The sequence below is a fragment of the Dyadobacter alkalitolerans DSM 23607 genome (genome assembly GCF_000428845.1).
Classification (GTDB): domain Bacteria; phylum Bacteroidota; class Bacteroidia; order Cytophagales; family Spirosomataceae; genus Dyadobacter; species Dyadobacter alkalitolerans.
The window spans coordinates 330,941-344,369 of record NZ_AUAS01000003.1 but is presented as its reverse complement, the minus strand read 5'-3'; the positions used below and the strand labels follow the sequence as shown (position 1 = coordinate 344,369).

General features: G+C 46.3%; 9 protein-coding genes. 5 read left to right on the top strand and 4 right to left on the bottom strand.

Annotated features, from left to right (window positions below; translation table 11 throughout):
- Positions 1–25: 25 nt before the first annotated feature.
- Positions 26–1,100, bottom strand: a protein-coding gene (gene prfB / locus G395_RS0107365; protein ID WP_157486611.1) for a peptide chain release factor 2 whose coding sequence is annotated in 2 segments (ribosomal slippage) — positions 26–1,039 and positions 1,041–1,100 — 1,074 coding nt in all. Because the reading frame shifts where the segments join, the coding sequence is not laid out codon by codon here.
- Between the two features lie 288 nt (positions 1,101–1,388).
- Here prfB and lpdA point away from each other — a divergent pair.
- Both lpdA and G395_RS28850 read left to right on the top strand, forming a co-directional pair.
- Positions 1,389–2,786, top strand: a complete 1,398-nt coding sequence (lpdA, locus tag G395_RS0107360) for a dihydrolipoyl dehydrogenase (RefSeq protein ID WP_026629460.1) — start codon at positions 1,389–1,391, stop codon at positions 2,784–2,786.
- Between the two features lie 136 nt (positions 2,787–2,922).
- Positions 2,923–4,680, top strand: coding sequence for a response regulator (locus G395_RS28850; RefSeq protein ID WP_051350052.1), 1,758 nt, complete (start codon positions 2,923–2,925; stop codon positions 4,678–4,680).
- A gap of 13 nt (positions 4,681–4,693) precedes the next feature.
- Here the strand turns inward: G395_RS28850 and G395_RS0107345 are convergent, their stop codons facing one another.
- Positions 4,694–5,689 carry a polysaccharide deacetylase family protein gene (locus G395_RS0107345; protein WP_026629459.1) on the bottom strand — a complete coding sequence of 332 codons (996 nt, stop codon included), beginning with the start codon at positions 5,687–5,689 and terminating at the stop codon, positions 4,694–4,696.
- A 165-nt stretch (positions 5,690–5,854) separates the two neighbouring features.
- Between G395_RS0107345 and G395_RS0107340 the strand changes: the two genes are divergently transcribed.
- Entirely contained in the window at positions 5,855–6,835 is a 981-nt protein-coding gene (locus tag G395_RS0107340; RefSeq protein WP_026629458.1) for a hypothetical protein, read from the top strand.
- A gap of 29 nt (positions 6,836–6,864) precedes the next feature.
- Here the strand turns inward: G395_RS0107340 and G395_RS0107335 are convergent, their stop codons facing one another.
- Together G395_RS0107335 and G395_RS0107330 are read right to left on the bottom strand one after the other, a co-directional pair.
- Positions 6,865–7,860 carry a bifunctional heptose 7-phosphate kinase/heptose 1-phosphate adenyltransferase gene (locus G395_RS0107335; protein WP_026629457.1) on the bottom strand — a complete coding sequence of 332 codons (996 nt, stop codon included), beginning with the start codon at positions 7,858–7,860 and terminating at the stop codon, positions 6,865–6,867.
- Positions 7,861–7,919: 59 nt separating this feature from the next.
- The gene (locus tag G395_RS0107330; protein ID WP_026629456.1) at positions 7,920–9,167 is read right to left on the bottom strand and encodes a bifunctional 3,4-dihydroxy-2-butanone-4-phosphate synthase/GTP cyclohydrolase II; all 1,248 of its coding nucleotides are present in this window, start codon (positions 9,165–9,167) and stop codon (positions 7,920–7,922) included.
- Between the two features lie 184 nt (positions 9,168–9,351).
- Here G395_RS0107330 and G395_RS0107325 point away from each other — a divergent pair, with 184 nt between their 5' ends.
- Both G395_RS0107325 and G395_RS0107320 read left to right on the top strand, forming a co-directional pair.
- Positions 9,352–11,301 carry a T9SS C-terminal target domain-containing protein gene (locus G395_RS0107325; RefSeq protein ID WP_026629455.1) on the top strand — a complete coding sequence of 650 codons (1,950 nt, stop codon included), beginning with the start codon at positions 9,352–9,354 and terminating at the stop codon, positions 11,299–11,301.
- A gap of 180 nt (positions 11,302–11,481) precedes the next feature.
- Complete coding sequence (locus tag G395_RS0107320) at positions 11,482–13,392, top strand: T9SS type B sorting domain-containing protein (RefSeq protein ID WP_084439474.1); 1,911 nt, start codon at positions 11,482–11,484, stop codon at positions 13,390–13,392.
- Positions 13,393–13,429 lie beyond the last annotated feature (37 nt).

The window sequence follows — 13,429 nt, the reverse complement described above, 5'->3', positions numbered from 1 at the left end:
GGAGGTTTTAAAAAAGTCAGAAATCTTACGACTCCATTAGATATGCTTTAATAAAATCATTGATCTCACCATTCAGTACTGCATCTGTATTCGATGTCTGGTGGTCGGTTCGGTGGTCCTTTACGCGGCGGTCGTCTAGGACGTAGCTGCGGATCTGGGAGCCCCATTCGATTTTTCGCTTGGATGCTTCCACTTCTGCACGGGCAGAATTACGTTTTTCGAGCTCGATCTGGTAAAGCCGCGACTTCAAAAGCCGGATCGCCACCTCCTTATTCATCAACTGCGAACGTTCCTGCTGACAGGCAATGATGATCCCGGAAGGCTTGTGGTGCAGACGTACCGCGGTTTCCACTTTGTTTACATTCTGTCCACCCGCGCCGCCGGAACGATACGTGTCCCAGGTAATGTCTGCCAGGTTGACGTCGATTTCAATGTTGTCGTCGGCCAGCGGATACACGTAAACGGATGTGAACGAAGTATGCCTTCTGGCGTTGGAATCGAAGGGAGAAATGCGGACAAGCCTGTGCACGCCGTTCTCTGATTTTAAATTCCCATAAGCATATTCGCCGTCGATTTCCAATGTAACGGACTTAACACCAGCCACATCGCCATCCTGCAAATCCACTTCCCGGACTTTGTAACCATTTTTCTCAGCCCACATAATGTACATGCGCATGAGCATGGATGCCCAGTCCTGCGACTCCGTTCCGCCTGCGCCTGCATTGATCTCAATCACAGCCGGCAGTTCGTCTCCTTCTTCCCCCATCATTTTCCGGAATTCTACTTCTTCCAGCTTGTTGGAAAGTTTCAGGCCTTCTTCATCCACTTCCTCTTCGGTCGCTTCGTCGGCTTCATAAAATTCCCAGATCGTATCCAGATCGTCCCGCAAGCGCGAAAGTTCTTCGTATCCATTGGTCCAGAATTTCAATCCGCGGATTTCCCGCATTGTTTTTTCGGCACGTTCTGAATCGTTCCAGAACTCCGGTTGAACGGTCTGCTGTTCAAGATCTTCTAGTTGTTTTTTTCGGTTATCGTAGTCAAAGATACCTCCCCAAAGCCTCTACACGGGCCTTCAAGTCTTTCAATTGCTCTGCAGTCATTTGAATTTTTTGAATTTAAGTTGAAAAATAATAGTCTTGTTGGCCGTCGCCTATGAGTCTCTCTGTCAGCCTGAGCGGAGTCGAAGGCACGCTACTCCTTGGTAACGCGTCTTCGGCTCCGCTCAGACTGACAAGGCCCGGCCGCAAGCAACAAAGCTACAACAAATAGCAATAACCCTCAGTTTCACGGCAAATACGAGGCGTTGTACGTGTAGTCTTTCCGGCAAATCGTCTTAACTTTGCAGGAAATTTTTGTCAACCCATTTCGTACAATAAAAATACCGGAAAATGGCTCAAGCATATGATGTGATAGTAATTGGCAGCGGCCCGGGAGGTTATCCCGCAGCCATTCGCGCTTCCCAATTAGGACTTAAAGTAGCAATTGTTGAAAAGGAAAGTTTAGGTGGAATATGCCTTAACTGGGGCTGCATTCCTACCAAAGCACTTCTGAAAAGTGCGCAGGTTTTTGAATACATTAAGCATGCAAAAGATTACGGGATCAATGTTGGTGAGTCTGCTGCTGATTTCGGTGCGGTGATCCAGCGTAGCCGTGGCGTTGCGGATACCATGAGCAAAGGCGTTTCTTTTTTGATGAAAAAGAACAAGATCGACGTCCTGATGGGAACAGGCAAGGTTAAGGGCCAAAAAACGGTTGCAGTTACAGATAAAGACGGTAAAACAACGGATTACACAGCTGGTAAAGGCGTTATCATCGCTACCGGCGCACGTGCTCGTGAGTTACCGAATATCAAAATCGACGGTCAGAAAGTTATTGAATACCGCAAAGCAATGAGCCTTGAAAAACAACCTGCTTCTATGCTGGTAGTTGGATCAGGTGCGATTGGAATGGAATTCGCTTACGTATATGCTTCTATGGGCACGAAAGTGACTGTCGTTGAATTTCTTCCAAACCTTGTTCCGGTTGAGGATGAGGATATATCAAAAGAAATTACCAAGCAATACAAAAAGCTGGGCATCGAAACTTACGTAAACTCAACGGTTGAGACGGTGGACACGTCCGGAAACGGTTGCAAAGTTTCTGTGAAAACGCCGGATGGTCAGAAATCATTTGAGGTTGATATCGTGCTTTCTGCTGCCGGAATCGTTGCTAACCTTGAAAATATTGGTCTGGAAGAAACAGGCATCAAAACAGATAAAGGCAAAATCACGGTAAACGAATGGTATGAAACCAGCGTTCCAGGGTTTTATGCGATCGGTGACTGTACGCCTGGTCCTGCTTTGGCACACGTTGCTACGGCTGAGGGAATTATCTGTGCTGAAAAAATTGCAGGACACAAAACAGAAGCATTGGACTACGGAAATATTCCGGGATGTACTTACTGCCAGCCTGAAATTGCATCTGTTGGATTTACAGAGAAAAAAGCAAAAGAAGCTGGTTATGACATTAAAGTAGGTAAATTCCCATTCAAAGCGTCTGGAAAGGCGGTTGGTGCAGGTGTTACCGACGGTTTTGTTAAAGTGATCTTTGATGCAAAATATGGTGAGTTCCTTGGTGCTCACATGATTGGTGCCAATGTTACGGAAATGATCGCTGAGGTGGTTGTAGCCCGTAAATTGGAAACTACTTCTCATGAGATCATGCGTGCAATCCATCCGCACCCAACGATGTCCGAAGCACTGAAAGGAGCAACGGAAGCGGCTTACGGTGAAGCGATTGATTTGTAACATTAAATAAGTTATTGCTTGAAATAAGGGTATTCATTCATTTGGATGCCCTTATTTTTTGCTATTTATGTAAATTTGGATCATTGTCCGACCGACAGTCTCAACCTTATTATCAGCGCATTTAAATTGCTCTTTTTTGAATAAATCTAGATATACGAACGAGTTCAACGAACTGTGGAAAAAAGATAGTGAGTTGAAGTCGCGGTGGGGCAACATTATCTTTTGTGTTGCTTATTTGGTTGGTTATCCTGCTACATCCATCCTCTATTTTTTGCGAAAAGATCCGGCGTTTCAAGAGGTTTTGGCAGCTGAACTGGTCCTGAGCGGCATCATCATTTTTCTGCTCATACTCCATTTTGCGGGCAAACTCAGCGCTCAAAAAGCATCCTTCTACACAAATCTCGCATTGGTGCCGGTGCATGCGTATATCCTGGCCGAAGTGCCACATGCCTCCTACGACCGCGCCAGCCTGAACATGACGCTTGGCTTAATGTTCTCGTTCTTTGTACTCCGGTGGCCCGTGCATTACAGCATTATCCTGACCGTATGTGTCATGACGATCTTCCCGCCAGCACTGTATTACCGCCACCCGGGCTATCTGTACAATTTTTTCAGTCAGGGCGGGTTGTTTTTCTTTCTTGGGCAAATGCTGTTTCCCTTCATGATGTATTTTCATGAGAGCCGGAACAAGCATGAATTCTTCTATCTTTTTTCGCTGGCTAAACAAAATGACCTGCTGGAAAAGCAAAAGCAGATTGCGGAAGATGCAACGTTGGCCAAGTCGGAGTTCCTGTCCACGATGAGCCATGAGATTCGCACGCCGCTGAATGGCATTGTAGGCATAGTGCATCTTTTGGAAGAGAATAAATCGCGGAGCGAAGAGGAATTGGAGCTGATAGAAACGCTGAAATTCTCCTCTATTCACCTAATGGCGGTTGTGAATGATATTTTGGATTTTAATAAAATAAATTCCAATCACGTCAAGCTTCATCCCGTTACGTTCGACATTGAAGATCTTTTCAAAAACCTTTATAATAGTTTTCTGCCTCGCGCGCGCGAAAAAGGCCTTGAATTGACAGCCGATCTTTCGCCTAACCTTCCGCAGCTTCGCGGCGACCAGGTCCGGTTGAGCCAGGTGATAAACAATCTGATCCATAATGCGATTAAGTTCACTGATTCGGGGTTTGTTAAGTTTTCGGTTAAGGAGTTGGAGCGTACGCAAAATGGCATTATTCAGCTTGAATTTGCCGTTTCCGATACGGGAATCGGTATTTCGGAAGATCAGCAGTCCAATGTTTTTGAAATATTTACGCAGGTAAGAAGCCTGGTCAAGAGGCAGGATGGCGGGACGGGGCTCGGGTTGGCCATTTCCCGGGAGTTGGTCCGTTTGTTTGGCGGAGAGCTGAGGCTTAGTAGCAAGCTTGGAGATGGTTCTGTGTTTTCATTTCAAATTGCGCTTCCGTTTTCCGTTACCGCGGAAGGTCCGGCAAAGTCCGAAAAGGTGCCGATACCCGCATTCAACAAAGGCTCCAAAGTGCTGGTGGTGGACGACAATGCCACGAACTTGATTTTTGCCACCAACCTTTTGAAAAGAAAAAACATTCCCTTCGATCTCGCATCGGACGGAAAGCAAGCGGTCGACAAATATTTTTCCGACCGCTTTGACCTGATATTTATGGATCTGCGGATGCCTGTCATGGATGGTTTCGAAGCCACCAGTATGATCCGCAAACGCGATCCCCGAATTCCCATTGTGGCGCTTACAGCATCTGCATTCGAAGATGAGCGCGAACGTGCATTAGCGAATGGTTTCACCGATTATCTCGTAAAACCATTCCTGCCACCCGATTTCTATAAGATCGTGTACGCACACATTGGGATTGAAAATCAATGATTTGATTCCCTCATCACTTCACTTTCTGTCTCCGCTGCATGGCCTCGCGCCAGGTGGTGAGAATGATGCCTTCTTTTTCAATGTATTTTTTCAGTTCGGGATCCACCATCGCCAGGTAATCGCCTTCCCGCGTAGGCCATGAATCCGAAATGTGTGGAAAGATGTCGGAGTGGATTGTGCAATGCATAATAACCATCGTGAGGCCTGGTTTGAGCGCTTTGATGGCATTGATGTATTTGTCGGTCTTGTATTTTTGTAGCGCTTTTTCAGATTTGTCGCCGTTTTCCGGCCCTTTCCAACCGTAACTGGTGTTTTCCAGATCGTCCAGCACAGGAAGTCCGGCATCCCAGAGTTGCTTTCCAATGGCTTGTGTCATTTGAAAACGCTCCGCACTCATCCTTTCGTCAGCCTGGATAGAGGTGTTATGCCCGCCCGGGAACATGACCGGGATTTTTTCCTGCATGCCTACTTTCAGGTAACGCTCCAGAAACTCATTTTTTGCGAAAAGCGTGCCCATATGTGAATCCATATGCGTGGGTTCGAAACCCATCGCCCGCGCACGGTCCAGCTGTGCCCGGATTTCCATTTCCACTTCATCGGCGGAAGCATTTTTTACAACATCGGCCACACTCCGCCACATTGCACCTTCGGGATCGACCAGCCCTTTCACATTCGGCTTCCCGGCAAGCGGTCCCCAACGGTAATCCTTCCACTCGGACGTCATAGTAAGGTGAAGTCCCGCATCGAGATCTTTGTTTTCTTTCCAATAATTCACAAAACCCGGCACCCAGCCGCAAGGCATCATTACGCTCAGGGAATTGGCAACACCATTACGGATCGCCTTGATCGCGCCCTGGTTAGATTCATAAGACATGCCGACATCATCCACATGAATGATCAGCACTTTTTTCCCTTTCTGGTAACCCAGTTTTTCAGCGTAAGTTTCAGCAGTTTGCGCCATGGCGACATTGGATAGCAGAATGAATAAGAAAAGTAATGTTGTTTTCATATGAGGATTCATTCACGTTGTTTTTAAGTTAAGGCAATTTGCGCTTGTTATTACCCGCTTTGGCGCTGATTGTACTATCACCGTGCAAGCCGGATCTGCTTTCAAATACAATAGCCCCCGGTTTTTCACGTTATTTGCCAAAATCAGCCACCCCGACTTTTCCGCATGATCCATTCCCGAAGTCTGCTAACCTGCTCATTTCTTTTCATTTTCGGCGCCGCGCAAGCGCAGCATTTCTCGTTAAGCCGCCTTTTTTATCCCAATTTGACATTAAAAGCAGATTATGCAGTGCCTTCCAGCATGAACGGGACGCAGGATTACGGTGTGACGCGAACCGGTTTTTTAGGCATAATTCCCATCCACAGTGAAGTGCAGCTAGGTTATAGTTTGAGAAAAAAGTTTGATCTGCGCGCAGTGCATACAGTTATGCTGGCGCAATACAACCAGATCCAGCCGACCGTTGATGGAAAAAATAATCCTGAACATGGGTATAAAACGCTTTCGCTGGGAGTAATAAGGCTGCAAGCGAGCATTAAGGACCGGCTTTGGGTGTATGGGGGCGGCTTAGGCACGACGGAGACCAATGAGACTTTTTTCAGTCCGCAGCCTTTTTTCTGGGGCGGTGCGGCGCGGATGCACATACTCGGTTTGCGGACGCAGATCATGTATGGATCTGTTTTAGCATATAACCAAAAGCTGCGTTTCGTGCCTGTTTTTGGGGTTAATAAGGGTTTGGGTAGACATTGGCGCGTTTCCGCATTGCTGCCTTTTATGGCGAATGCCAATTATAAGGCTACCAAATGGTTTAATGTGGATCTGCTCGCAGGATTGAGCGGTTATAGCGGCGGGTTCCAAATACAAATGCCTGAGGAAAAGATGCTTAGGAGAGAGAATTATCGTCAGATCAAAACCGGGATTTCTGCCAATGCGCACTTGTTTACGGCCATCAATGTGTCGGTTGAAGCTGGTGTAAGCACTTTCCGGCAGATCAAAACATTTAATAGTGCCCGGGAAAATCTTACCTCTTACACACCCGCAACGACTCCCTACATTGGCGCAAGTGTTCGCTATATCACGAGCCGGTCGAAGCTTTCTTCTAAGTTTACGAGAAGAATGGGCCTAGGGCAGTCGGGGATCAACTGGTAATTTAGATCTCAACCAACCCGGGTTTTTGCTTATGCAAAAGCCGGTGGAATAATGAGGTTCATGGCTTCTGTTTTGAGCAATTCCTTGTCAATGGGCACCACGCCCACCAATTCGCAAACCAAGCCTCCGCCTAGATTGGAAATCGCAGCAATGGTTTTTGAAGGTAATCCTAATGCAACGCAACATGCCGCAATGCTGATCACCGTGTCCCCAGCCCCAGAAACATCCGCAATTTGCCGGATATGCGCGGGCAGTTTGTGAACTTCATCCTGATAATCAATGATAACGCCCCGCTCCGAAAGGGTAATTAATGCACCTTTCACATGCAATGCTTCTTTCAAATGTCGTACAGCATCACGAAGTTCCTCAGGATTATCAACATCAAATTCGATCTTCAGGCCTTCCCGCAATTCTTTGAGATTTGGCTTGAACAGCGTCGTGTTGTTATAAGCCAGGAAGTTTCGTTTTTTGGGATCGACAACGGTAGGAACATTATGTTCGTTGGCAAATGCCGTGATCTCGGAAATGGACTCAGGGGTCAGCACGCCTTTGTCGTAATCTTCGAAAATGATCACATTACTGCTCGGAATCAGCTCTTTGGCTTTGGCAATCAGTTTCTCCGTTTCAATGGCAGAAACGGGTCTGTCGGTTTCCGTATCAATGCGGACAACCTGTTGAGAACCTGCAATAATGCGCTCCTTAATCGTTGTGATCCGGCTTTCGCTGCGAATTAAGCCTTCGCAATTGAGGCCTTTTTCCTTCAAACTGTTTTTGAGCAGATCTCCTGAGCTGTCCGTGCCGATTACGGTGCAAATAATAGCTTCTGCGCCAAGCGATTGTACATTTAAAAGGACATTGCCGGCACCGCCTAGGCGATACTCGCGCTTTTGAACATTAACAACCGGAACCGGGGCTTCGGGGGAAATCCTTTCTACTTTTCCCCAGACATAAGAGTCCAGCATTACATCTCCGATAACCAGTACACGCAAGGTGTTGAATGCTTCAAAAACCTGATTGATATTCATTTAAAATTCTGCCGCTATTATTACAAAATATTAGATCTGAACTCACTGAACAACACCCCTTATCCCTTATTGACCGGAATGGTGAGGTTGCTCAAATTGTGACCCATTTTATCTCTTTTCGTCAAAAGATATTTCTCATTATGCGGGTTGGAAGGGATTTCAACAGTCACCGAATCCACAATTTCAAGCCCATAACCGATCAAACCGGCGCGTTTTTTAGGATTGTTGGTAATCAGTTTCAATTTCGTCACTTCCAGGTCGCGGAGGATTTGGGCGCCAACGCCATAATCGCGGTCGTCCATCGGAAAACCGAGTTCCAGATTGGCTTCAACCGTATCTCTGCCCATTTCTTGCAGCTTATATGCCCTTAATTTATTCAAAAGCCCGATCCCGCGCCCTTCCTGGTTCATGTATACGATCACGCCCTTGCCTTCTTTGTCGACCATTTCCATAGCAGCATGCAGCTGGGGACCGCAGTCGCAGCGGCACGAGCCAAAAATATCGCCGGTAACGCAGGATGAATGTACGCGGACAAGCACGGGCTCATCTTTTTCCCAGGTTCCTTTTACCAAAGCCAGATGCAAATCGCCGGTGTTGATCTGGCGGTAAGCGATCAGATCGAAATGGCCCCATTTGGTAGGCATATCCACGCCGATCTCTCTTTTTATTAAAGACTCTTTTTGAAGTCTGTATTCAATAAGGTCCTTGATACTAACCAGTTTAAGGTTAAAACGGTTGGCAATTTCCCTGAGCTGAGGCAAGCGGGCCATGGAGCCGTCCTCATTTAATATTTCAACCAAAACCCCGGCTGGTGCCAAACCGGCAAGCCTTGGAAAGTCAATCGCAGCTTCGGTGTGGCCTGTCCTTCTCAGAACACCGCCTTGCTTGGCCTTCAACGGAAAAATATGTCCCGGACGACCCAGGTCTTCTGGTAGCGTGTCAGCGTCCACAAGCGCCTTAATGGTTTTGGAACGGTCGCTGGCCGAAATTCCCGTGGTGCAGCCATGTCCCAGCAAATCGACAGAAACGGTGAAAGCGGTTTCGTGCAACGCGGTGTTCGTACCCACCATCATTTCGAGGTTTAGCTCGGCGCAACGCTCTTCGGTAATGGGAACGCAAATCAAACCACGGCCTTCACGGGCCATAAAATTGACAATTTCGGGGGTTATGAGTTCGGCGGCACAGATAAAATCGCCTTCATTTTCACGATCTTCGTCATCAACGACAATGATCATTTCTCCTCTTCTTATAGCCTCTATGGCCTCATCTATGGAATCCAGAACTATTGGAATGCTATTATTATTCATTAATCAGGTTGACGAAAAATAGTTTTAGACAAAAACTCGTTTTTACTCTGCAAAGGTACATGCTTAATGTTGAAAAGTTCTATTTTTCAACCTCCATTGCATGCTAACAAAGCTTTTGGCTTATCCGTTTCAATGATGCGCAGGAACTGTCCTGCCCGTCATTTTGAAATAAATTTACTCACCTATGAAGATTAATCTACTGATATTGTTCCTGTTAAGCGCATGTTTGTTTGTTAATCAAAACGTATCCGGGCAAAGCTTTTGTGGTTCAAGCGGTAAATTTCTCGTCACTCCTGCCGAAGGTTGCGCGCCACTGACAGTGAACATTATCAATCAGATGGTTAATGCAGAAAACGTAACCTATGCCTATAATTTCGACAAAAACAGCACTTCTCCGCCAGAGGAAAAGGACCGGTCCTTTGAGCTTTCCCATGTTTATGATCTGCCCGGGACTTACACCATTCTGCAATACGGCAGTATAAAAGATGTGGCAGGATTCAGTCTTTGCAAAGAAGTTATAGTCAAGGAAAATCGCGCTCCCAAGGCCGATCTGATGACTTGTAACAGCGGGCGCGTGCGGCTTACGCTGGTTAATGATGCAATTGCACGGGCTTATGACGCGATCGAAATCAATTGGGGCGATGGTAAAAGTCAGTCGGTTAATATCAAGAATGGCGGGGGGCTTTCTTATGATCATCAATATGCTTCTGCCGGGAATATTCCTGCTATCACTGTGCAAGGGAAACATACTTCGGGGAATTGCAGCCAGACATTAAAAACCACATTAACCAAAGAAACCGCACCACAGGCGCTTGCTAAAATCAGAATCAGAAGCGTGGAAATGCTTGCTTCCGGCGAGGCAAAGATCCTTTACGATGGCATGGAAGGCATAGCAACAGAGATCTGGATTGATAAAGGGGACGGGCAATTCGTATCGACGGGCAAAGGCGGTCAGTCGGACGGCGCGCAATCGGCAACCATTTCAGGTCTGAACGCCAGGCAGATTTACCGTTTTAAATTGTCGTCCAAGAATTTTTGTGATAACCTGATAGACAGCCCGATCGTGAGCAGCATGGTGGTTAAGGAAGGTTTGGTGTCACTGGATGAGATCATTTCTGTGGCGTGGGAGCATTATCCTAACACGGATAATTTGATCCAATATCAATTAAAACGCGACGGTTCCGTCATTTTTTCATCAGCAGAACAGCTTTCTTATCTCGATACGGATGTAAAATGCGGGACTAATTATCAGTATGAGATTGTTGCCATCATTGACAATGACGTCCGTTCATACTCCACACCTTTCAGCATCGCCCCTAAAAGTGCATTGCCTGAGACGATAACGACCGGGAGTGTAACAGTCAAAGACGAAAAGACCATTTCCACCCAGGTCGCACTGGTCGGTGAAGGCCTTACCAGCAGCTATGACCTCATTATCGAACGTGCTACATTAGGAAGCCAGGACTTTCAGCAAATTTCCCAACCAGGCAACCAAAGCCTGTTGTTTGACGACATCGACGTAAATCCAAATGAGCATTCGTATTGTTATCGGTTTACTTACGAAAATGCCTGTAACCTCAGATCGCCTGCACCCAGCGTGCCAATCTGCTCAATTTTACTTCAAAACCGCATTTCTAATGTGTATTGGAATGCTGACGCTCCGTTTACTGCCAGCGTAGGATCTTATGATTTGATTCAAACGGATAATGCAGGGGTTGTTAAGGATGAGATTCCCAAGCAATTGGAAACCAGTCATGTGCTTGATATCGGATCCCAGTCTGCATTTTCGTTTCAGGTGAAAGCCCGGTCGGCAGACGGAAACATGGAAAGCTACTCCAATGTGCTCTCGCTGCGGAGAGACCCTATTGTGCTTATCCCGGACGCATTCACACCGAATGGTGACGCCTACAATGAACGGTTTGAAGTGAAGGCTTATTTTGTAACCAAATTCAGTATGTCTGTTTTTACGCGTTGGGGTGAGGTTGTATTTCAAGCAGATGACATTGCAGACGGTTGGGATGGGAACATTAAAACCGGGAAAGCGCCGGGAGGTTATTATTTGTACAAAATCGACATGACGGACGCATTAGGGAATCAAATTTCCAGAAAAGGGAGTTTTTTATTGATCCGATAGGATTTTTTTATTGGCTTGTAGATCAGAATAATACTTTGAATGCAATCCCGTTAAATAGTAAGCGGCATTCTCGCCCGAAATAGATTATTTTTGCAGATCGCTTACAACCATCACTTCTTGATAACACTCCATTGTGAATATGGAGTCTCTAAAAAAGTCATGTTATAACATTGCACACTTATGAGATTAACACTACTATCACTTTTCTTCCTCTTCATCTTAGTTGGTAATACACTGCAAGCCCAGGGACTTTGCGACCGCGGAGGAGGCGGTTTCACAATTGATAAAACCGAAGGTTGTGCGCCATTAACCATTCGGGTTACGAACACAGTCCCAAATCCTATTTTAGTGGGTTACGATGCTAGTTTTGACGGCAGATCTCCGCAAATCGCACCGGGCCCCATTTTCACATATTCTCTCCCAGCCACGTATACAGTTTTACAGCAAGGTGCAGTGTCCTCAGGGCAATTTTACGCTTGTAAAACTGTCCAGGTGTTTGAGACCAGGGTTGTTACGCCGCAATATTCTTCCTGCGGTGGTGGAAAGATCTTTCTAAGTTTAATAGACGATGCGATCCTGAAAGCCTATGATGAGGTAAAAATAGAATGGGGAGATGGAAAAACTGATATCTGGAAAAAAGGAAGCCCACTCGTGATAGAACACAGTTATGCCGATGTAAGCAGTAATCCGACGGCATTGATTACAGGACTCTATGTCGGAAAAGGATGCGCTGCCGGCCGTGCGACGTCACTTCCTATTACTTTTCAGCAGGCTCAGCTTAATGATATCGCCATCAAATCGCTTGAAATGCGGGGGGATGGCACGCTTCGGATCGTTTACCAGGGTTTGAGCGGGGTTTATACGGATATCAATTACAGTACAAATAGTTCAGCCTATACATCAGCGGGAAGACGGTCATCCGGCGGCTTACAGCCTTTTGATGTGAAAAATATGGTTACAACACAGGCCTATCAGGTGAAGCTTTCTTCCGAGGACCTTTGCTCGGGTAAAAACGACAGCCGTGTTTACACCAGCATGACGCTTTCAGGAAAGTCGGAAGACGGGAAAAACATTCTGACATGGAGCAAATATCCGGATGCGACTGATTTTACATCGTATGATCTTTTACGCGATGGGACTATTGTAAAAACTTTCACTTCCATTAATGAGATTACCTACACGGATGAAGACGTGGAATGCGGCAGTTATTCTGAATATCAGGTTGTTGCCAAGATTAATGATGTGACTTCCACATCGGCACCGGTTGGTGTGAAAGCAGAAATTGCTTCTCCCAAACCGATCAAGGACGCAGCCGTAACTGTTGACGGAGATCATCTTGTAACGATTAAAGCAAGTGTCCCGGGAGCCGGTCCCAGCAGCACTTACGACCTGACCATCGAGAAAGCGGAGGCTGGCGCAACATTGTTCAAGAAAATCATTACGCTTTTTAATCAAAGTGAATATTCCGATCCGGAAGTTAAGACTGACGAGCTTTCTTATTGTTACCGTATCAGTTATACCAATTCCTGCGGTCAGAAAGTCCCTCCCTCGCAGCCAATTTGCACGATTTTGCTAAAAAAGAACTTAACTACGCTCAACTGGAGTACTGAATTGCCAATTCTTGCAGGCGTTTCCAGTTATGATGTAATCCGTGTTGGATCGAGCGCGCCGGAAGAGGAGATTCCTGTTCAGATGAATTCAAGCTACACGGTCAAGGTGAATGCCCAAAGCGATCTTGAATACAATTTCAAAGTCCGGGCGAATTCCTCGCAGGGCGGTTTTGAGAGCTTGTCCAATGTCGTCAATTACAAAAGAAGTGCAGGCGTTTTTGTGCCGCAGGCTTTCAGCCCAAATGGTGATGGCTACAATGACGTTCTGGAAGCTAAATCTAATCAGCTTCAATCCTTTAACTTCTCGGTGATGAACCGCTGGGGGCAGGTCGTATTCCATTCCAATGACATTGCAACTGGCTGGGACGGCACTATAAACGGGGCAAATGCGCCCGTAGGATCATATGTTTACAAAATGACTTTCGTGGACGATATCAATCAAACTGTTGAAAAAAGTGGTACATTTATGCTTTTACGATAGGAACCATTTCCGTTAAAAACGTTTTATAAAAGCATCA